Annotated in this window: 22 protein-coding genes and 3 pseudogenes; 11 read left to right on the top strand and 14 right to left on the bottom strand. The window is 70.1% G+C overall.

What is annotated here, in order from left to right; genetic code table 11:
- Positions 1 to 88: 88 nt before the first annotated feature.
- Positions 89 to 382, bottom strand: coding sequence for a hypothetical protein (locus ACWGKQ_RS46160; protein WP_453298084.1), 294 nt, complete (start codon positions 380 to 382; stop codon positions 89 to 91).
- Between the two features lie 116 nt (positions 383 to 498).
- Here ACWGKQ_RS46160 and ACWGKQ_RS46155 point away from each other — a divergent pair, with 116 nt between their 5' ends.
- The 5 genes from ACWGKQ_RS46155 to ACWGKQ_RS46135 all read left to right on the top strand — a co-directional run bounded on the left by ACWGKQ_RS46155 (position 499) and on the right by ACWGKQ_RS46135 (position 2,703).
- Positions 499 to 726, top strand: coding sequence for a hypothetical protein (locus ACWGKQ_RS46155; protein WP_453298085.1), 228 nt, complete (start codon positions 499 to 501; stop codon positions 724 to 726).
- 43 nt (positions 727 to 769) lie between these two features.
- Positions 770 to 1,228: a DUF6879 family protein gene (locus ACWGKQ_RS46150; protein ID WP_453298083.1), complete on the top strand. Its 459-nt coding sequence runs from the start codon at positions 770 to 772 to the stop codon at positions 1,226 to 1,228.
- The gene (locus ACWGKQ_RS46145) at positions 1,225 to 2,073 is read left to right on the top strand and encodes a helix-turn-helix domain-containing protein (protein ID WP_453298082.1); all 849 of its coding nucleotides are present in this window, start codon (positions 1,225 to 1,227) and stop codon (positions 2,071 to 2,073) included. The genes ACWGKQ_RS46150 and ACWGKQ_RS46145 overlap by 4 nt, the downstream gene beginning before the upstream one ends.
- A 301-nt stretch (positions 2,074 to 2,374) precedes the next feature.
- A complete protein-coding gene (locus tag ACWGKQ_RS46140; protein WP_453298081.1) occupies positions 2,375 to 2,533 on the top strand; it encodes a hypothetical protein in 159 nt (52 codons plus the stop codon).
- A 14-nt stretch (positions 2,534 to 2,547) separates the two neighbouring features.
- The gene (locus ACWGKQ_RS46135; protein WP_453298080.1) at positions 2,548 to 2,703 is read left to right on the top strand and encodes a hypothetical protein; all 156 of its coding nucleotides are present in this window, start codon (positions 2,548 to 2,550) and stop codon (positions 2,701 to 2,703) included.
- Positions 2,704 to 2,761: 58 nt separating this feature from the next.
- On the opposite strand, the gene ACWGKQ_RS46130 is transcribed toward ACWGKQ_RS46135, so the two are convergent.
- Together ACWGKQ_RS46130 and ACWGKQ_RS46125 are read right to left on the bottom strand one after the other, a co-directional pair.
- Complete coding sequence (locus ACWGKQ_RS46130; protein WP_453298079.1) at positions 2,762 to 3,049, bottom strand: hypothetical protein; 288 nt, start codon at positions 3,047 to 3,049, stop codon at positions 2,762 to 2,764.
- A 60-nt stretch (positions 3,050 to 3,109) separates the two neighbouring features.
- Positions 3,110 to 3,962 (bottom strand): annotated as a pseudogene (locus tag ACWGKQ_RS46125) (NAD-dependent epimerase/dehydratase family protein).
- A 122-nt stretch (positions 3,963 to 4,084) separates the two neighbouring features.
- Here ACWGKQ_RS46125 and ACWGKQ_RS46120 point away from each other — a divergent pair.
- The 3 genes and pseudogenes from ACWGKQ_RS46120 to ACWGKQ_RS46110 all read left to right on the top strand — a co-directional run.
- A pseudogene (locus ACWGKQ_RS46120) lies at positions 4,085 to 4,550 on the top strand (helix-turn-helix domain-containing protein); the annotation flags it as partial.
- 175 nt (positions 4,551 to 4,725) lie between these two features.
- Complete coding sequence (locus ACWGKQ_RS46115) at positions 4,726 to 5,949, top strand: RNA-guided endonuclease InsQ/TnpB family protein (RefSeq protein WP_453298078.1); 1,224 nt, start codon at positions 4,726 to 4,728, stop codon at positions 5,947 to 5,949.
- A gap of 63 nt (positions 5,950 to 6,012) precedes the next feature.
- Positions 6,013 to 6,411 (top strand): annotated as a pseudogene (locus tag ACWGKQ_RS46110) (MmyB family transcriptional regulator); the annotation flags it as partial.
- On the opposite strand, the gene ACWGKQ_RS46105 reads toward ACWGKQ_RS46110, so the two are convergent.
- Complete coding sequence (locus ACWGKQ_RS46105; protein WP_453298077.1) at positions 6,399 to 6,941, bottom strand: AMIN-like domain-containing (lipo)protein; 543 nt, start codon at positions 6,939 to 6,941, stop codon at positions 6,399 to 6,401. The pseudogene ACWGKQ_RS46110 and the gene ACWGKQ_RS46105 overlap by 13 nt on opposite strands.
- 174 nt (positions 6,942 to 7,115) lie before the next feature.
- Positions 7,116 to 8,075 (bottom strand): GTPase Era, encoded by a 960-nt coding sequence (gene era, locus ACWGKQ_RS46100; protein WP_453298076.1) that lies wholly within the window; start codon positions 8,073 to 8,075, stop codon positions 7,116 to 7,118.
- Between the two features lie 151 nt (positions 8,076 to 8,226).
- Between era and ACWGKQ_RS46095 the strand changes: the two genes are divergently transcribed.
- Together ACWGKQ_RS46095 and ACWGKQ_RS46090 are read left to right on the top strand one after the other, a co-directional pair.
- Positions 8,227 to 9,534, top strand: a complete 1,308-nt coding sequence (locus tag ACWGKQ_RS46095) for an ammonium transporter (protein ID WP_453298075.1) — start codon at positions 8,227 to 8,229, stop codon at positions 9,532 to 9,534.
- The gene (locus ACWGKQ_RS46090) at positions 9,531 to 9,869 is read left to right on the top strand and encodes a P-II family nitrogen regulator (protein WP_453298074.1); all 339 of its coding nucleotides are present in this window, start codon (positions 9,531 to 9,533) and stop codon (positions 9,867 to 9,869) included. The genes ACWGKQ_RS46095 and ACWGKQ_RS46090 overlap by 4 nt, the downstream gene beginning before the upstream one ends.
- Here the strand turns inward: ACWGKQ_RS46090 and ACWGKQ_RS46085 are convergent.
- From ACWGKQ_RS46085 to ACWGKQ_RS46045, 9 genes are all read right to left on the bottom strand, one after another.
- Positions 9,763 to 10,842: a WxL protein peptidoglycan domain-containing protein gene (locus ACWGKQ_RS46085; RefSeq protein ID WP_453298073.1), complete on the bottom strand. Its 1,080-nt coding sequence runs from the start codon at positions 10,840 to 10,842 to the stop codon at positions 9,763 to 9,765. The two genes, ACWGKQ_RS46090 and ACWGKQ_RS46085, sit on opposite strands and share 107 nt — an antisense overlap.
- Before the next feature lie 84 nt (positions 10,843 to 10,926).
- Positions 10,927 to 12,261: a beta-xylosidase gene (locus tag ACWGKQ_RS46080; protein ID WP_453298072.1), complete on the bottom strand. Its 1,335-nt coding sequence runs from the start codon at positions 12,259 to 12,261 to the stop codon at positions 10,927 to 10,929.
- Between the two features lie 154 nt (positions 12,262 to 12,415).
- On the bottom strand, positions 12,416 to 12,883 hold the full coding sequence (locus ACWGKQ_RS46075) for a hypothetical protein (RefSeq protein WP_453298071.1): 468 nt from the start codon (positions 12,881 to 12,883) through the stop codon (positions 12,416 to 12,418).
- Positions 12,884 to 13,199: 316 nt separating this feature from the next.
- Positions 13,200 to 13,550, bottom strand: a complete 351-nt coding sequence (locus ACWGKQ_RS46070; RefSeq protein WP_453298070.1) for a cytidine deaminase — start codon at positions 13,548 to 13,550, stop codon at positions 13,200 to 13,202.
- 61 nt (positions 13,551 to 13,611) lie between these two features.
- Positions 13,612 to 14,631 (bottom strand): S66 family peptidase, encoded by a 1,020-nt coding sequence (locus ACWGKQ_RS46065; protein WP_453298069.1) that lies wholly within the window; start codon positions 14,629 to 14,631, stop codon positions 13,612 to 13,614.
- A 43-nt stretch (positions 14,632 to 14,674) separates the two neighbouring features.
- The gene (locus ACWGKQ_RS46060) at positions 14,675 to 15,034 is read right to left on the bottom strand and encodes an MmcQ/YjbR family DNA-binding protein (protein WP_453298068.1); all 360 of its coding nucleotides are present in this window, start codon (positions 15,032 to 15,034) and stop codon (positions 14,675 to 14,677) included.
- Entirely contained in the window at positions 15,031 to 16,332 is a 1,302-nt protein-coding gene (locus ACWGKQ_RS46055; RefSeq protein ID WP_453298067.1) for a hemolysin family protein, read from the bottom strand. The genes ACWGKQ_RS46060 and ACWGKQ_RS46055 overlap by 4 nt, the downstream gene beginning before the upstream one ends.
- A gap of 15 nt (positions 16,333 to 16,347) precedes the next feature.
- Positions 16,348 to 16,845, bottom strand: a complete 498-nt coding sequence (gene ybeY, locus ACWGKQ_RS46050; RefSeq protein ID WP_234539372.1) for an rRNA maturation RNase YbeY — start codon at positions 16,843 to 16,845, stop codon at positions 16,348 to 16,350.
- A gap of 14 nt (positions 16,846 to 16,859) precedes the next feature.
- Positions 16,860 to 17,927 carry a PhoH family protein gene (locus ACWGKQ_RS46045; protein WP_453298066.1) on the bottom strand — a complete coding sequence of 356 codons (1,068 nt, stop codon included), beginning with the start codon at positions 17,925 to 17,927 and terminating at the stop codon, positions 16,860 to 16,862.
- A gap of 252 nt (positions 17,928 to 18,179) precedes the next feature.
- Here ACWGKQ_RS46045 and ACWGKQ_RS46040 point away from each other — a divergent pair, with 252 nt between their 5' ends.
- Positions 18,180 to 18,872, top strand: coding sequence for an FAD binding domain-containing protein (locus ACWGKQ_RS46040; RefSeq protein WP_453298065.1), 693 nt, complete (start codon positions 18,180 to 18,182; stop codon positions 18,870 to 18,872).
- Positions 18,873 to 19,056: the final 184 nt, after the last annotated feature.

Raw genomic sequence — 19,056 nt, 5'->3', positions numbered from 1 at the left:
GTGAGCGGGGGGCCAGCCTGCAACCTTATCGAAGGTTCCGCCACTATCGCGGCCTGGTCGACCGCAACTGATCCACAGGAATTGACAATTACTCGATTCCCTCAGCCTGCGCAAGGGTGTCAGCAGTCATCGCGGAGCGGCGTACAGCTTCGGGCAATGCGTCGTAGGAGCAGACGATCCGGAGCAGCTCCCTCAAAGCTATGGCCTCGGACAGAAAGGCCTTGTAGGCCTTCTCCCTCGGTTCCCTGCGCTGTCGTTTGTGCTCCGCCCGTGCCGCGAACTTCGCCTGTTCGCGCGCCGACCACCCTGCAGCGAACGCCGCCCCTGTCGTGGCTACCGCCCCCGCCAGTGCCCCGAGCACTGCGGCCAACCCTGCATCCATGCTGGAGAGTGTGGCAGGTCGCGAATCGCGTGCAAGTTCGCGCAAGTTCCTGGCCTTGGCGCGGCGTTGAGCGCAAGATCGGACATGGCAAGTCCGACGACGACTCGGAGGCAGTGATGGCGCTCGTAAAGCTCGGCCAGGACCCCGACAGCCCCGACGGCAAGTCACCCACCATCTACCTGGACGACGAGAAAGACACCTACCTGGTTCAGGGCTGGAAGGTGGTTGACGATGAGCGTCGGTCGCAGATGGACCTTCCCGGGCACGAGGATGTGGTGGAGATCCCGAAGCGCATGATGCAGTTCTTCCCGGAGGTGAGCGGTGGCGGTGGAACCGACTCTTGAGGACATGTTGAGGAGTTGCACCCGCTCAGCGGTTCACCTGGAGATGCGCGACGGCTACATGCGATCCGACCCCCGGTTCGTCGCATGGCAGAACGGCGTCCGTGACGATCCGGCAGACAGCGAGCCTGACCGGCGCCCGTGGCTGCGGCTCGCCGCCGACCTTGTCGCCCAAGGGGTCGAGATCCGGCGGGCCCGGATCGTCTCGGAGCCGGTGAGCGACTACATCCGGTTTGAGCATCACCTGACCGGTCCCAATGTGGACGCGGGCGAACAGGTGCGTTGGCTGCCGCGCCGCCACGCATCAGGGCTGGCCCTGCCCGGGAACGACTATTGGCTCTTCGACGGTGAGTCAGTTCTCTTCCACCACTTCGCCGGTGACGGGGAACTTGCACCGGATGACGAAGAGTTCACCCGCGATCCGGCGGTCGTGAAGCTCTGCGCTGACGCGTTCGAAACCGTATGGAATCTGGCCCTGGACCACGCGGAGTACAACCCTCATTGAGCAGCGCATCATCCAGCGTCGCCGAAGCGCGACGAGCACTCGGTCAGCGCCTGCGCGAGATCCGGAAAGACTCGGGTCTCACCGCGCGGGCGCTGGCCGCGTTGGAAGGCTGGCACGAGTCGAAGTGCTCCCGTCTGGAACATGGACGCACTCCACCATCGGATGCTGACATCCGTGCCTACGCGCTGCATTGCAACGCCCAGGAACAGACCGCTGACCTGATCGCCACCGCGCGGAACATCGAGGGCGCTTACGTCGAGTGGCGCCGCATGGAGCGTGCCGGGCTAAAGCGCGTTCAGGAGTCTGTGGCCCCGCTCTTCGAGCGCACCCGCCGGTTCCGCATGTATCAGTCCTGGGTCGTGCCCGGCCTCCTCCAGACCGCCGCGTACACCAAGGCCGTACTCGGCACCGTCGCCACCCTTCGAGACGTCCCCGACGACATCGACGCCGCCGTGGCCGTACGGATGGAGCGTCAGCACATTTTGCACTCCGGTGACCATCGGTTCGCCCTGCTGGTCGAGGAGTGGGTGTTGCGGACCATCATCGGAGATACCGACGTGATGGCCGGTCAGCTCGGTCATCTGATCTCGGCCGCCACCCTGCCATCGGTCAGTCTCGGCATCATCCCCATGGGCACACCGCGCGGCGCTGGCTGGCCGGTCGAGTCGTTCACCATGTACGACGACGAACAGGTCAACGTGGAACTCGTCTCGGCCCATCTCACGGTCACTCAGCCCCGAGAGGTACAGGAGTACGGCCGAGCGTTCGCCGAGTTGTCGGCCATAGCGGTCTATGGCAGCGCCGCACGGTCACTGATCACATCGGCCATTGACTCGCTCGGGTGACGCCGCGCACGTTCGTGCACGTTCGTTGAGAGCCGCCTTCCCCCGTTCCTAGCTTGCTCAACAGGGAGCACAGCCAAGCCGGGGAGCGCAGCCATGGCCACGAAACACAAAACGACGCAGGGCAGGCCAATCGATCTGCCTATCGGCTTCAATGCGTGGCTCTTGGACTGCGTCCCGGCTCCTGGCTGCGAAGTGTGCGCCACGAACTGGAAGGGACTGACCGCTGCGAGGGACGGCGGCAACATCACCCTTGCTGCACGCCACGCCACCGAGATCAGGGACCACGCGTCAGGGGTCCACGATGGCTAAGCGCATCGAGCGCTGGTGGCTCGACACCGGATCCGGCGCGGGTCATGCGGCGAGGGTGTGGGTGTACGACGAGCCCGAGCAAACCCCTACGCCCCCCGCGGGAACGGCGGCGGAGGACGCCACCCCGCTGAGCAAGGGCATCGCTGAGTGAGCGGCGGCGCCATCATGGACGCTGAGATCACCACCATGCCGTGCCGGGACTGCGGTGCCGCAGTGCCGGGGCTGAACGGCCGCTACGCCTGCGGGCTCTGCGGGCGGGTGAATCACTGGAGCGAAGGTTCCAACGAACTGCCCACCGCCGAGGACAGCGCCGACGCGTAGCGGCCCACACAGCAGGACCCCCGCCGGTTCGAGCGCGGGGGTCCTGCTGCTGCTCGGGTCAGTGGTGGTGCCGCTCCTGGGCGTCGATGACGAGGTTGATCACATCGTCTAGCTGGTCGTCGTGCGTCGGCGACGCCGTCACGCGCATGCCGAACACCACGTCGGCAAGGTCGGCGAGGTCATCGGCAGGCATGCGCTCAATCGAGCCGCGCAGCTCATCGGCAAGGGTGTGCTCGCGCTGGGCATGCTCCGGGTAGCCGGTCGCCCACATGCGGCAGAGCGGGCACCATTCGTGGTCTCTGACCTGGTCTTCTTCGGCCGTCCGGCCGGTGTGCGGGTCGTTCATCGGGGTATCCCTCGATCAAGGAACCCGCAAGGTCGACATGCTTGGCCACCTCCTTCTCCCCTAGAGCGCTCCGGCGTCCCGGGCCATCCAGACGCTCGGGTAGACCGGCCGGAAACCCAGATCCCGGCGGATCTTCCCGGTGGACATGATCCCGAGCCAGCGGTCGGGGTCCGTGCGGGTGCCCATCTCCTCGGGCAGCTCGGCGCCGTTGACCTGGTGAAGGTCCACGACCGTGACGGATGTGTCGTCGGCGATGTTGTACGCCGGCCCGTTCACCGCCGGGGCGTACGGGAGGCGCAGCAGCCTCTGCCCGACGTCGGCGTGGTGGCCCATGTGCAGCCGCTGGGTCGGCGCCCAGTGCGCGGCCCAGCGCTGGGAGTCGGCGAGGTGCGGGTCCCCCTTGCCGTAGACGAAGGGCAGCCGCCCGATCCGCACCTGCCGCCGCCAGTGCGAGCAGCTCCCGCTCGGCGATCGCCTTGGACTCGGGGTACGCGCCCCACATCGCGCCGCCGGGCCGGCTCTCGTCGTCCTCGGTCAGCGGGCGGCCCCGCCCCGTGCCGTACACGAGCCTGGTGCTGACCTGCACGAACCGTCGTACGCCGGCCGAGACCGCGGCCCTGCCCAGGGCCACCGCCGCGTCCCGGTTGACGGCGCGGGCCTCCTCGTCCGGCACCCCGCGGAAGGCGGCGGCGACGTTCACGACGGCGTCCGCCCCGGCGACGGCCTTGCCGAGCACCTCCTCGTCCCGCAGATCGCCGACGACGACCTCGGCGCCCAGCGCGGCGAACGGTTCCCCACGGGCCGCGTCCCGCACGAGGACCCGTACCCGTTCACCCGCCTAGGCCTGCTGGATCAGCCACGGCACGAACCGCCGCCCGACCTGTCCGGTCGTACCGGTGACGAGAGTGATCACGATGTTCTCCTTCGCTCCGTTGCCACCACCCTCGTCCGCTCACGTCCGGGCCGGGAGGGACCTCCCGATCGAGGGACCAGTAGTCCCTGGATAACCCAGACACCCCCGGCCACCCTGGAAGCATGGACGGCCCCGGACTCGCCGACTTCCTGCGCCGCGCCCGCGCCCGTCTGGGCCCCTCCGGCGTGGGCCTGCCCCCCGGGTACCCGGCGACGCACGCCGGGGCTGCGGCGCGAGGAGGTGGCGTCGCTGGCCGGCATGTCCGCCGACTACTACACGCGCCTCGAACAGTCTCGGGGCCCGCGCGCGTCCCGCCAGATACTGACGGCACTGGCCCGCGCCCTGCGCCTGACACAGGACGAGCGGGACCACCTGTTCCACCTGGCCGGCGAGGAACCCCCGCGCCGGGAGGCGACCGGCACCCACGTCGGCCCGGGGCTGCTGCTGGTCCTGGACCGGCTGCACGACACCCCGGCGCTGGTGACGACCGACTGCGGCGAGGTCCTCGCCCAGAACGCTCTGTCACGGGCGCTGAGCGGCGACGTCCTGGCCCGCCCGCCGCGCGAACGCAACCTGCGCCGCCGCTACCGGGATTCATTCGCAGTGCTCCGGCCTTCAGGCCGGGGGTGAAGCGACTCTCGTGGTGGCGAGGCGGAACTCCGCGGTGTCGTCCCGACGGAGCCGGGCAGTGCGGGAGCCAGGTGACACTCCGCACGCATGTTCCCGATGACAACGGCCGTTCGGGCTTTCTAACGTGTTCGGCATGCAACTCCGGTACGCGTTCCGGCTCTACCCGAATGCCGGTCAGCGCGCCGCGCTGGCCAGGGCGTTCGGGTGTGCCCGGGTGGTGTTCAACGACGCAGTCCGCGCCCGCGAGGACGCCCGCAAGGCCGGGCAGCCGTTCCCGACGGCCGGGCAGCTGTCCCGGGAGCTGATCACCGAGGCGAAGCGGACCAAGGAGCGGTCCTGGCTGGGCGAGGTGTCCGCGGTGGTCCTGCAGCAGTCCCTGCGTGACGCCGAGAGCGCCTACCGCAACTTCTTCGCCTCCCTCAAAAGCGAGCGCAAGGGCGCGAAGACCGGTCCGCCCCGGTTCAAGTCCCGCAAGGACGACCGGCAGTCGATCCGGTTCACCGCCAACGCCCGCTGGAGCATCACCGGCAGCGGCCGGCTGAACCTGCCGAAGATCGGCGCGGTGAAGGTGAAGTGGTCCCGCACCCTGCCCTCCGCCCCCACCTCCGTCACCGTCGTCAAGGACGCCGTCGGCAGGTTCTTCGCGTCCTTCGTCATCGACACCGACCCCGCCACCGACCAGGCCCGCATGCCCCAGACCGACCGCACCATCGGCATCGACCTCGGCCTGAACCACTTCGCGGTCCTCTCCGACGGCACGAAGATCGACTCCCCGCGCTTTCTGCGGCGCGCCGAGAAGAAACTGAAGAAAGCCCAGAAGGAACTGTCCCGCAAGCAGAAGGGATCGAGGAACCGGGCCAAGGCCCGCCTGAAGGTCGCCCGCGCCCACGCCAAAGTCGCTAACGCACGCCGCGAGTTCCACCACCAGCTCTCCACGAAGCTGATCTCCGAGAACCAAGGGATCGCCGTGGAGGACCTGTCGGTGGCGGGACTGGCCCGCACCAGGCTGGCCAAGTCCGTCCACGACGCGGGCTGGGCGTCGTTCATCAGCATGCTGGAATACAAAGCAGAACGTTACGGCCGCACCCTGGTCAAGATCGGCCGGTTCACACCGACCTCCCAGACCTGCTCCGCCTGCGGTGTGGTGGACGGACCCAAACCCCTCAACGTCCGGGAATGGACCTGTGCCGCCTGCGGCACCGTGCACGACCGGGACACCAACGCCGCGATCAATGTGAAGACGGCCGCCGGACTGGCGGCATCGGCCTGCCGAGCGCCGGTAAGACCAGAACCCGTTCTGGCACAGCGCGAAGAAACAGGAAGCCACGGATTCCCGACCGGAAACCGTGCCGCGTAGCGGCACAGCAACCAGTCAAGGAAGACCAGAATCCTCGCCCTATCAGGGCGAGGAGCAAGTCAATTCCTGGACCCGTCGGCGGCGCACGGCCTCTTCCCGCCGGAGGACCGCCCGGCGCGGGCCCGTGAACACGTGGTGAACCTGCGCGCGGTGGCGGCGGCCCGCCCCGCCGACCCGGTCCCCGCCGCCCTGGTCGCCGAACTCCTCGCCGGCAGCGAGGAGTTCGCCCGCCTCTGGGCCGAACACGAGGTAGCGGTACGCCGCGCGACCACCAAGCGCTTCCTGCACCCCGCCGTCGGCCTCCTGGAACTGGACTGCGAGGTCCTCGTCAACACCGACACCCACCAGCACCTGGTCGTCCACACGGCCCGCCCGGGGACGGAGTCCTACGAACGCCTGCAACTGCTACGGGTGGTGGGGCTGCAGGACATGAGCGCGGCCGTACGGGGTCACCAGGTGTGAGCCACGTCCACCACGAGATGGTTGGCCGTCCGGAACACCCGGAACGGCAGCCGGGCGCGGACGCCGAGGCCCGTCTGGGTGTAGCCCTCGGAGCCACCCGTGACCTTGAACTCCCGGAAGGTCCGGTACCCGGTGACGTCGACGGACGGCAGCGGCGGGTAGGGCTGTCCGGTCGCCGGGTCGTAGCGCGGGGAGAACAGCGAGATCTCCAGAATGGCGCCGCCCTTGATCGGAACGACGACGTCGGACGGGTCCTGGTGCAGTACGTCGACATAGCGGACGCTGTAGCCGATCGGGTCGGCCGATGTGCCCTGGGCGTCGAAGACCAGCCGGTCGAAGCACTCGTGCTGCCCGGCCCTCACGTCGGTCAGCCGCCTGGAGGCGACAGCGTCGCCGGTCTTGTCCAGGCTCCCCCACGTCACGGCACAGTCCACAGCCGCCTTCGCGGCCACCGCCGGAACCGTGCCGACGGCCAGCAGGCCGCCGCCCGCCAGCATCATCGCGGCCAGTGCAGTACCTATCCGTCGCATGACTACCCCCCAGTAGTTCGCGTAGGTGTGTACCCGTTTAGACCGGCGGTCCGCCGGAAGGTTGTACGCAGGAGAGCAGTCCATCGCGGTACGGGGGACCCTTCCCGCACCGCCCGCCCCGTGGCGCCACGGCTCCCCGCACGGCCCTGGAACCCCGGAGCTCTCCGCAGGCCTCTAGAACCCCAGCCGCCGCAACTGCTTAGGATCCCGCTGCCAGTCCTTCGCCACCTTCACGTGCAGGTCCAGGAAGACAGGCGTGCCCAGCAGCGCCTCGATCTGCTTGCGGCTCTTGATGCCGACCTCCTTCAGGCGCTTGCCCTTGGGGCCGATGATGATGCCCTTCTGGCTGGGGCGCTCGATGAAAAGGTTGGCGTGGATGTCCAGGAGGGGCTTGTCGGCGGGGCGGTCCTCGCGCGGGAGCATCTCCTCGACCACCACGGCGATGGAGTGCGGCAGCTCGTCGCGGACGCCCTCCAGGGCGGCCTCGCGAATCAGCTCGGCGATCATGACCTGTTCGGGCTCGTCGGTCAGGTCGCCCTCGGGGTAGAGCGCCGGCCCCACCGGGAGCAGCGGCACCAGCAGGTCGGCCAGCAGCTGCACCTGCTTGTCCCCGACCGCCGAGACCGGGACGATCTCGGCCCACTCGAAGCCGAGCTCCTTGCCCAGCTGGTCGATGGCGATCAGCTGCTCGGCGAGGGTCTTGGAGTCGACGAGGTCCGTCTTGGTGACGACGGCGACCTTGGGGGTCTTGCGGATCCCCGCCAGCTCCTTGGCGATGAAACGGTCACCCGGACCGATTTTCTCGTTCGCCGGGAGACAGAAGCCGATCACGTCCACCTCGGCCCAGGTGGTGCGGACGACGTCGTTGAGCCGCTCGCCGAGCAGCGTGCGCGGTTTGTGCAGGCCGGGGGTGTCGACCAGGATCAGCTGGGCGTCCTCCCGGTGCACGATCCCCCGTACCGTGTGCCGCGTCGTCTGCGGCTGGTTCGCGGTGATCGCCACCTTCTGCCCGACCAGAGCGTTCGTGAGGGTGGACTTGCCCGCGTTGGGGCGCCCGACGAAACAGGCGAAGCCCGCCCGGTGGGCGGCCTTCGACGATTCCGACGGCTCGGTTGACTGGCTGCGAACGCTCATGGCCCCATTCTCCCTGATCCACAAGGCCCCGCCGCACCGTGAGATTCCGGTAACCCCGACGCAACGAAACGTCACGGAAACACTGCTGTACGCAACCGGAAACCGGGACCGGTGACGCTCTGACGAGCCCCGACCCCCGTGGGAGACGCCCGTGTTCCTCTCCGCCGCGCACGCCGACACCGGTGACACCGCCTGGCTGCTCGCCGCCACCGCCCTGGTCCTGCTGATGACCCCGGGGCTGGCCCTGTTCTACGGCGGCATGGTCCGCACGAAGAGCGTCCTCAACATGCTGATGATGAGCTTCGTGTCGATCGCCCTGGTCACGGTGGTGTGGCTGGCGGGCGGATACGCGCTCGCCTTCGGGGACGACGTCGGGGCCGGGCTCCTCGGCGGCCTGGCCCACGCGGGCATGCGCGGCCTCGGTCCCGACAGTGTCCAGGGCACCGTCCCGACCCTCCTCTTCGCCACCTTCCAGCTCACCTTCGCCATCGTCACGGCCGCGCTGATCAGCGGCGCGATCGCGGACCGGGCGAAATTCGGGGCGTGGCTGGTGTTCGTCCCCGTCTGGGCGCTGCTCGTATACGTTCCCGTCGCGCACTGGGTGTGGGGCCCGGGTGGCTGGATCGCGCACCGTCTCGGCGCCCTGGACTTCGCCGGCGGTCTGCCCGTCGAGATCACCTCCGGCGCCTCCGGTCTCGCCCTGTGCCTGGTCCTCGGCCCCCGGCTCGGTTTCAGGAAGGACGCCATGCGGCCGCACAACCTGCCGATGGTCGTCCTCGGCGCCGGTCTGCTCTGGTTCGGCTGGTTCGGCTTCAACGCCGGCTCGGCGATGGGCGCCAACGGCCTGGCCGCCGCCGTCTTCCTGAACACCCTCGCCGCCGGCTGCACCGGTCTGCTCGGCTGGCTCTTCGTCGAGCAGAAGCGCGACGGCCACCCCACCACCCTGGGCGCGGCCTCGGGCGCGGTCGCCGGCCTGGTCGCCATCACCCCGTCCTGCGGCTCGGTCTCCCTGCTCGGCGCCCTCGTCGTCGGCCTCGCCGCGGGCGTGGTCTGCTCGTACGCCGTGAGCTGGAAGTTCAAGCTGGACTACGACGACTCGCTCGACGTCGTCGGCGTTCACCTGGTCGGCGGCATCATCGGCACCCTCCTGATCGGCCTGTTCGCCGAGAAGGCCATGACCGGCTCCACCGAGGGCCTCTTCTACGGCGGCGGGCTCGGCCAGCTGGGCAGGCAGGCGGTGGCGGTGGCGGCCGTCGCGGCGTACGCGTTCGCGGTGACGTACGGCATCGGCAGGCTGATCGACAAGGCGATGGGCTTCCGGGCCGCCGAGGACCAGGAGCACACCGGCCTGGACCTTACGGTGCACGCCGAGACCGCTTACGATCACGGGGTCCTGGGCCACGGCGCCCCGGTCGCCCACTCCGTCCCCACCGCCCAGAAGGTCACGACGCAGCCATGAAGCTCATCACCGCGATCGTCAAGCCCTACCGCCTCGACGCGGTGAAGACGGCCCTCCAGGAGATCGGGGTGCAGGGCCTGACCGTGACCGAGGCCAGCGGGTACGGCCGGCAGCGCGGTCACACCGAGGTGTACCGGGGCGCCGAGTACCAGGTCGACCTGGTCCCCAAGGTCCGGATCGAGGTCGTCGTCGAGGACGCCGACGCCGAGCCGGTGATCGAGGCGATCGTCAAGGCCGCGCAGACGGGGAAGATCGGGGACGGGAAGGTGTGGGCGGTGCCGGTGGAGACGGTCGTACGGGTGCGGACGGGCGAGCGCGGCCCCGACGCCCTCTGAACAGCGGACGCCCGCTGAGCAACGGCGGCAGGCCCCGGCCACCCCGGCGCGCCCGGGCGAACAGCGCGCCCCCGGCCACCCCGGCGACGAAGGCCAGCGCCACCACCAGCCACGGCAGCGCGAGGAACGACGCGCTCGCCGACTCCTTGGTACCGGTCGCACTGGCCGTCAACGTCACGTTCCCCCAGTCGAGTTGGGGTGCGTCCGACCAGCGTGCGGTGAGCTTGACCCACTCCCTGGGCAGCAGCTGGGAGGGGACCCCGGTGAGGTCACGGCTGAGCAGCGTACGGCCGAACAGGCCCTCCGCCCGCAACCGCACCTTCGGGTCCAGGGTCACGTTCCCGGTGTTGTGCAGGGTGTAGGAGATCGTCGCCGTGCTGGCGCCGAGGCCGGGCACGAGCGGCTGGTGATGGGCGATGTGCACGTTCTCGACGGCGAGGGCCGGGAGCGTCGGCCCGCTCACCCGCAGATAGACGCGGGCGCCGACCGCCCGCTGCACGCCGAGCGCCAGGGACCCGGCCCCCGCATCGACCTTCTCGTCCAGCGCGACGATCGCTCCGGGATGGTCACCGGGCTCGGCCCCCTGCGGCACATGCAGGGTGAACGGAACAGTGACCGTCCTGTGCGGCGGTACGGTGACCCGCGCCTTCCCGGTCTTCGCCCAGGCCCCCACACCCCGCATCTTCTCCTGCACCGTCCGGACGGCGAAGCCGCCGTCCCGCGCGGTGTTGTAGGCGTCGGCGGCGTACAGCCGGAAGGTGAGCGGCTTGCCGGTCTTGTTGGCGACGGCCACCTTGTCGATGATCGTCTGTCCGGGGTCGAGGGAGAGATAGAAGTAGGGCCGCGCCGCGATCTTCGAGGCGACCGGGTAGACGGACCAGCTGCCGTTGTCGGCGGCGCGCGCGGGACCCGCCGTGCAGAGGACGCCGAGGATCAGGCTCAGGAGGAGGACATACGGCTTGGCGCGACGCATGGGTGCGGACCCCCGGTCGGAAGCGGGTCGGTGGCGACCGGGTCTTCCACTGTTCGAAAGCCCGGCCGCCACAAGGGAGTTGGCTCAGGTGAGCGTCAGGGTCAGGACTCCGGAGTACGACCCCGGAGGCGTGAACGCCGGTACGTCCAGGGAGAGTCCGGCGTCGACCGCGAACTCACCGCCGGTGAGGGTGGCGTCCGGGGTCGACGCGAGGGTCGCTCCGGAACTGCCGACGGTGCCCGCGGAACCGGCCGCGCAGGTGCTGGGGCTGCCCGACTTGGTCGCGCAGCTCGGCGTCCAGCTCAGCTTCCCGGCGTCGATCTTGGCGCCGGGACCGGTGAAGTCGGTGACCTTGCCGGTGAGCGACCAGCCGGCCGGCCCGCCACGGAAGTCCTTGACGGTGACGGTCTGGAGGCTGCCCGTGGACGCCCCGCCCTGCCCGAAGTCGACCGCCGACAGCGCGACGGAGTCCCCGGCCTGGGACATGGACAGGGTCCCCGCCTTGACGGTGGTGGTCAGCTTCTGACTCCCGTCCGGCACCGGCGTGGTGTCGTTCACGACATAGGCGGCAGGCCCGGCCCCCGCCTCATCGCTCCACGCACTCCCCTCATAGGCCACGATCCCGGTCGTCGTCTTGTCGTTGACGACGATGGGCGCGCTGAAGGAACCGTCGGAGCCCGCGGTCGCCGTCGCCGTGTCGGCGGTCTGGCTGCCGCCGGACCGCCCGGCCAGGGTCACGGTCGCCCCCGGCGTGAAGTTCTGCCCGCTGACGGTCACGCTGTCACCGGGGTTCCCGGAGGCGGAACTCAGGCTGATGGCACGGTTGTTGACCGGGGTGGTCGAGGTCGCCGTGACGGTCTCCGACACCGGGGCGGGCGGGTTGGTGACCGTGCACGGGGTGTCCAGCTCCAGGATGTAGCTGGTGTGGATGTTGTAGTCGCCGGGCGCGAGCGTGATGGCGCCCGGCGAGGTGACGGTGAACGTCCCGGTCATGGAGAACGACGGGAAGGTCCCGTACCCCGGCACCGGATCGTTCTTCTTCGGCCCGGTGACCGTGACGTCCCCGGTCTGCGCGCCGCCCAGCGTCACCTTCCCCGTCGGCGTCATGATGTCGGCCGGCAGGGCGAGCGCGGTGGGGTTGTTGGCGGCGGGCGTGACCACGGTGTAGGTCACGGTGACCGTGTCGCCGACCTTCGGGCTGGTGTTGTCCACCGAGATGTTGGCGGTGGTGGTGCCGTCGATCGGCGGGAGGCCCGCGACGGCGGGCGGGATGCAGTGCGTGGCGAAGTCGACGTTCGCCCCGGCGGCACCGGCCGGACAGGCCAGCGCGCCGCCCGCCGCGACCGCGAGCGCGGTCGCCCCGAACAGTGAGATCCAGCGCCACCGTCGGGATCTTCGTGATCTTGGGGGTGAACCCATGGAAGCCCCCTCCTGAGGGTTGCGGGCGCAGCGGCTCCTCTGCGCCGACAGGGGGCCATTGATGTGGAGGCCGCGTGAGAAGTCAATGGAGATGCCGCAGAAAACTGACGGTTCATCAGTTTCTGCGGCATCCGGAACGAACCCGTCAGCACGCTCAGAACACGAACGGGCCGGGGGACTGGGCGGCGCTGGACGTACAGGTGACGGTGACGCCGAAGATGACCATCTTCAGCGAGCCGCCGTAGAAGTCGAGGCTGTCGCCGGAGGCCACGGTGCCGGGGAGGGGTCCGACGGTGACCGCGGAACCGGCGGCCATCGCCGGGTTCACGGTCCCGCTGAAGACGACGTTGCTGCCGGTCGAGTTGGCCATGGTCAGCGTGGAGGCGATGGAGTTCGCCGACAGGGCGAGCGGGGTGGTGATCGCGCTGGAGGTGAGTGTGAGGGTGGCGGAGGTGCCGCTCTGGGTGGCGGTGAGCGTGGCCGCGCCGCCGCCGAAGATGCCGCAGCTGGCGGTGACGGTCGCGGTGGTCGGGGTGACGGCGGCGGCCGAGGGCGCGAAGGCCAACGCCGTGGCGGCGAGGGCCCCCGCCGCGAGTGCCGCACCGGTGGCTATTCGTTTCATGGGGATAGGGCTCCCTTCCCGTTACGTGGGAATGCCATGTGGGGATGGCGACCCCGGTCCGGGTGGGTGCGGACACACCGCGGGGCCGAATCTGACGGTCCGTCGGAACTTACGGTCCCATTGATACGCGAGCGACACAGACCTACAAGGTTGAAATTTGGCCGACTGCGGGGAGGGAGGCGGCGGTGCGTGGATGACTGCGGGTGCATCGCCACCCCGGCCGCCCCCAGTCAACCCACCCCGCCCCTGCCCCGACGGAGTCAGACAAGTCCTCGCTTCTCAGCGGAGCGAGTCGGGTGGGTGGGTGGGCAGAAGGTCACGCGGGGACGGTGAGCCGCACCTCTCCGTCCGGCCCCGCCAGCAGTACCGGCGTCCCCGGCCCCCCAAGATCCCGCACCGCGGCGAGGTCCTCCGCCGAAACCCCCTCGGCCCCCGACACCACCGCCGCCGCCTCCAGGGACTCCGCCCCCGACGCCACCGCCATCGCCACCGCCGTCCGCAGCGCGCTCAGCTGCAGCGAGGCCAGCTCCACGGTCCCCGCCACATACGTACGGCCCGTGGAGTCCCGTACCGCCGCCCCCTCCGGCACCCCGTTGCGGGCCCGGGCCGAGCGGGCCAGGGTGACGATCTTGCGGTCCTCGGGATCAAGCGCGTTGCTGTCGGTCATGCCCCGAGCATACGAACAACCCGCCCCGGCCCCGCTTTCCTCCCCCGCCCCCCGGACGGAGTCAGCCGAGGGTCTGGACGATCTGACTCCGGACGGCCGTGTGCAGCACCCGCCCCCGCGCGCCGTTCACCAGCGGCAGGAACGGCGGCACATGCCCGCACTCCACGTCGGCGACGACCGGCACCCCGAGCGGCCCGAGCGCGTCGAGCACGGCCTCGTGCTGGCTGAGAGTCGGGCTGCCGGGCGCCCTGGTGCGCCCGACGAGCACGGCGGCGGCCCGGTCGAAGAACCCGGCGAGCCGCATGCCGTGCAGGTTCCGGCAGACGGTGAACGCGTTGTCCTCGCACGCCTCGACATAGACCAGCAGCGGTTCGTCCCCGGCGAAGCCGGCGGTGTCGAGGTACGGCGTCCCGGCGAGGCCGGCGAGGGTCTCGACGCAGCCGCCGATCAGCCGGCCCTCGACGTCCACGTCCCCGTCCCCGTCGAGCCGGGTCCAGGTGCCCTCGGCGTCCAGGGTGAGGTCCCGGATGCCGGGCTCGGCGATCCAGTCGTCCCGCCCCGCGGCCCGGTACCGTCCGGGCTGGGTCTGGGTGAACGGCGGCCCCTGCGGCGCGGCCACGACGTCCAGCCAGGACAGCAGCCCCTCCGGCGGCCGGTAGGGCGTCTCCATCAGGCAGTTGCCGTGCACGGTCGCGACCCCGGTGCGCAGGGTCAGCGGGGTGATGAGGGTCGACATGTCCGAGTAGCCGACGACCCAGGTCGGTTCGGCCCGCCCGACGGCCTCGAAGTCGAGCAGGGGCAGCAGGTCGATGCCGGTCTCGCCGCCCCACGGGGGTACGACGGCCCGGATCGACGGGTCGGTCAGCATCGCGGTGAGTTCGGCGGCGCGCTCGGCGGCCGGTGCGCTGAGGTGCGTGGCGCCGTCCATGCACCGGCCCACCACCACCTCGTACCCGCGCTCCTCGACCGTACGGACCGCCGCGTCGAGCCGCCCGCGAAGCACCTCGGGCACCCCGCTGGACGGCGAGGTCACACCGACACGGTCACCGGGGCGCAGCGGGCGCGGGTATCTGATGGTCATACGGCACATCCGACCGCGCCCCGGCCACCCCGGGCAAGCGGATTCACGGCCGGTCCAGCCGCAGCCGCTCCGCTCTCGGCAGACCGGCGACGACGAGGTCGTACGAGTCCTCGATCAGTTCCTTCACGAGCCGCTCGGGGAGGTCGCCGTCCACGGTCACGGTGTTCCAGTGCCGCTTGTTCATGTGGTAGCCCGGCGCGATCAGCCCCTCGTGGTCGGCGCGGAGGCGGATCGCGTCCTCGGGGTCGCACTTGAGGTTGACCTTGAGGGGCTTTCCGTCCATCCAGCTCAGCGCGAACATCTTGCCGAGGACCTTGAAGACCGAGATGTCCGGGTTGAAGGGGAAGTCCTCCTCGGCCGCGTTGAAGGAGAGGCAGAAGGCTCGGAGCCGGTCGGGGGTCACTCCGGGTCGTCCTCCGGGTGGTCGGGCACGGGTACCGGCTCCACCAGCACCGTCACGATCTTGTTGCGGCGGCCGGCGGCGGACTCGGCGGTGAGGGCCAGCCTGCGGCCGTCGGGGAGTTCGACCTGGGCGGCGGCTCCGGCGATGGGGACCCTGCCGAGGGCTTTCGCGAGCAGGCCGCCGACGGTCTCCACGTCCTCGTCGTCGTACTCCTCAAGCCCGTACAGCTCGCCGAGATCCGTGATGTCGAGGCGGGCGGTGACCCGGTAGCGGTCGTCGCCGAGGTCGGTGACGGGCGGGAGCTCACGGTCGTACTCGTCGGTGATCTCGCCGACGATCTCCTCCAGGATGTCCTCGATGGTGACGATCCCGGCCGTGCCGCCGTACTCGTCGATGACGACGGCGACGTGGTTGCGTTCCTTCTGCATCTCGCGCAGCAGGTCGCCGGCGTTCTTGGTGTCGGGCACGAAGAACGCGGGCCGCATCGCGGTGGAGACCAGGTCGGACTCGGCGTCCCGGCTGATGTGCGTCTTGCGGACCAGGTCCTTGAGATACACGATCCCGACGATGTCGTCCTCGCTCTCCCCGGTGACGGGTATCCGGGAGAAACCCGAGCGCAGCGCGAGGGTGAGGGCGTGGCGGATCGTCTTGTACCGCTCGATGACGACGAGGTCGGTACGCGGGACCATGACCTCCCGTACGAGGGTGTCGCTCAGCTCGAAGACCGAGTGCACCATCCGGCGCTCCTCGTCCTCGATCAGCGACTCCTTCTCGGCGAGGTCGACCAGCGCGCGCAGTTCGGCCTCGGAGGCGAACGGGCCGCGCCGGAAGCCCTTGCCGGGGGTGAGCGCGTTGCCGAGGAGGATGAGGAGGTAGGGGATCGGCCCCATGATCCTCGCCAGCGGCAGCAGCACGTACGCGGCGGCCGTCGCCGTGTTCAGCGGGTGCTGGCGGCCGATGGTGCGCGGGGAGACGCCGACGGCGACGTACGACACGAGCACCATCACGCCGATCGCGGCGAGCAGCGCCTGCCAGGTGGTGGGGATCTCCTGGAGGCAGGCGTAGGTGACCAGGGCCGCGGCCGCCATCTCGCAGGCGACGCGGACCAGCAGCGCCACGTTCAGGTAGCGGGTGGGGTCGGCGGCGACCTGGGCGAGCTTGGCGCTGCCGCGCCGCCCGGACTTCACCGCCTCCTCGGCCCGGAAACTGGAGACGCGGGCGATACCGGCCTCGGCGCAGGCGGCCAGCCATGCCACGACGACCAGCGCGATCGCGCCGACGACGATCTGCGGACTCATGCGAGGACGACCCGCCTACGAGACCGTCGGCGCCGGCGAGGGGCCGGTCAGGCCCTGCTCCGCGCGCCAGCCGTCCACGATGGCTGCCTGCAGGCCGAACATCTCGGCCTTCTCGTCGGGCTCCTCGTGGTCGTAGCCGAGCAGGTGCAGCACGCCATGGACGGTGAGCAGCTGGAGCTCCTCGTCCATGGAGTGCTGGGTCTCGGCCTCGGCGCCCTGCTTGGCGGCGACCTCCGGGCAGAGCACGATGTCGCCGAGCAGCCCCTGCGGCGGTTCGTCCTCGTCCTTCGACGGCGGCCGCAGCTCGTCCATCGGGAAGGACATGACATCCGTCGGGCCGGGCAGGTCCATCCACTGGATGTGCAGCTGCTCCATGGCGTCGGCGTCCACGACGATCACCGAGAGCTCGGAGAGCGGGTGGATGCGCATCCGTGCGAGCGCGTAGCGGGCGATGTCGAGGATCGCCTGCTCGTCGACCTCGGTTCCGGACTCGTTGTTGACGTCGATCGACATGGCGCGGTGCTTGTCTACTTCCCCTTGTGCCCGGACTTCGAACGGCCGCCCTGATGGGCGCCGTTCTCCGTGCCGTGCGAGCTGTCGTACTTCTCGTACGCGTCGACGATACGGCCCACCAGCTTGTGCCGTACGACATCGTGGGACGTGAGACGGGAGAAGTGCACGTCCTCCAGGCCCTCCAGGATGTCCTGCACCTGGCGCAGACCGGACTTGGTGCCGTTGGGCAGGTCGACCTGGGTGACGTCACCGGTGATCACGATCTTCGACTCGAAGCCGAGCCGGGTGAGGAACATCTTCATCTGCTCGGGAGAGGTGTTCTGGGCCTCGTCGAGAATGATGAAGGCGTCGTTGAGGGTGCGGCCGCGCATGTAGGCGAGCGGCGCCACCTCGATCGTCCCGGCCGCCATCAGGCGCGGGATCGAGTCCGGGTCGAGCATGTCGTGCAGCGCGTCGTACAGCGGGCGCAGGTACGGGTCGATCTTCTCGTAGAGCGTGCCCGGCAGGAAGCCGAGCCGCTCGCCCGCCTCGACCGCGGGCCGGGTCAGGATGATGCGGTTGACCTGCTTGGACTGCAGGGCCTGCACCGCCTTGGCCATGGCCAGGTAGGTCTTTCCGGTACCGGCGGGCCCGATGCCGAAGACGATCGTGTGCTTGTCGATCGCGTCGACGTACCGCTTCTGGTTGAGGGTCTTGGGGCGGATGGTGCGGCCGCGCGAGGACAGGATGTTCTGTGTCAGAACCTGGGCCGGGGTCTCCTCCGGGCCCTCCCCGTTCTCGCTCGCCCGCAGCATGGCGATCGAGCGTTCCACTGCGTCCTCCGTCATCGGCTGCCCGGTGCGGAGCACCAGCATCATCTCGTCGAACAGGCGCTGAATGGTGGCGACTTCACGGGCATCGCCGACCGCGCTGATCTCATTGCCCCGGACGTGTATGTCGGCCGCCGGGAAGGCCTTCTCGATCACGCGCAGCAGGGAGTCGCCGGATCCCAGCACGGTGACCATCGGGTGCTGGGCGGGAACCTCGAACTGAGCTCGGGCCTGCTGCTGCGCGGGAGTGTGAGCTGTGGGTGTCTGAGTCATGGGCCGGCGCTTAAGGCCTGCGGTTCCTCCTCGTCACGGCCGCGTAGCTGAGGGCGGCCTCGCGATATCAAGCGTACGACGCGGGGGTGACATCGCCGTAGGGCTTTTCACAGGGGAAGGCGCCCCCGCTGCAGCCGTGAGCCCTGCATGCGCTCCTGCACGCCGGGGCAGAATCCGTGCCGTCACTGCCATCACGTGGTCGGGGGGCCGCGTCCGCTCCACGCCACCTGTCCGCACAGAAAGCAGGTAGCCGTGCTGCTGCGTCTGCCCACGTCGGTGTCCGAGGCCCGGGAGTGTCTGGCCGAGGGGGCGATACCCGTCGGCGGAGCGACCCTGATCTGGGCCGCGTGGCAGCGGGACGGCTTCCCGGAACAGGCGGTGTCCCTGCGGAAGGTACCGGAGGCGACGGCGATAGGGAACGGGGTGCTCGGCGGCGCGGTCCTTCTCCACCAGGTGGACGACCGGGTCCCGGAGATACTGCGGCAGGCGGCGAAGGGCGTCGGCACGGGGGCGGTGCGCCGGACCGCGACGGTGGGCGGGAACATCGCCGGGTCGACGCTGCGGGACCTGCTGCCGGCGGCGATGGCGCTGGACGCGTGGGCCGAGGTGCTCACGGCGGACGGGGTGGACCGGGTGGACCTGGCCGAGGTCCAGGCGAAGTCGCCGGTGCTGCTGGCGCTGCGCTGGCGGGAGCCGGTGAAGGGCGCGTTCGCGAAGGTGGCCGACCCGGCGGGCGGGGAGGTGCCGACGATCGCCGCCGCGGCGGTGGACACGGAGGGTGTGCTGCGGGTGGCGGTGCGGGAGGGGTACGTGGTGAGCGGGGGGAGTGCGGGGTCCGACGGGGGCGGGGTGGAGGAGCTGTTCGCCGGTGGCGCGCTGTCGGGGGTGTCGGGGGCGGGGCGGTCGCTGGTGCGGGAGCAGGTTGCCAAGGTGCGGGGAGAGTAGGCCGAGGCTGTGCCGGTTTCGTCGTCGGGTGCGGGCCGGTGGGGGCTTGTCGCGCAGTTCCCCGCGCCCCTGAAGGGGCGCTTCACAGCTACCCAGCTGCGGGCAGGCGTGCCGCAGGGCGGCACGGGTGGGCGCAGCGGCACCGTGCCAGCGCCGTAAGCGAAACCCCCCGCCCCAGCCCCCA

It is taken from the genome of Streptomyces sp. NPDC054770 (genome assembly GCF_053611985.1).
The sequence above is the reverse complement of the archived record's forward strand: the minus strand, read 5'-3'. Positions and strand labels throughout refer to the sequence as shown.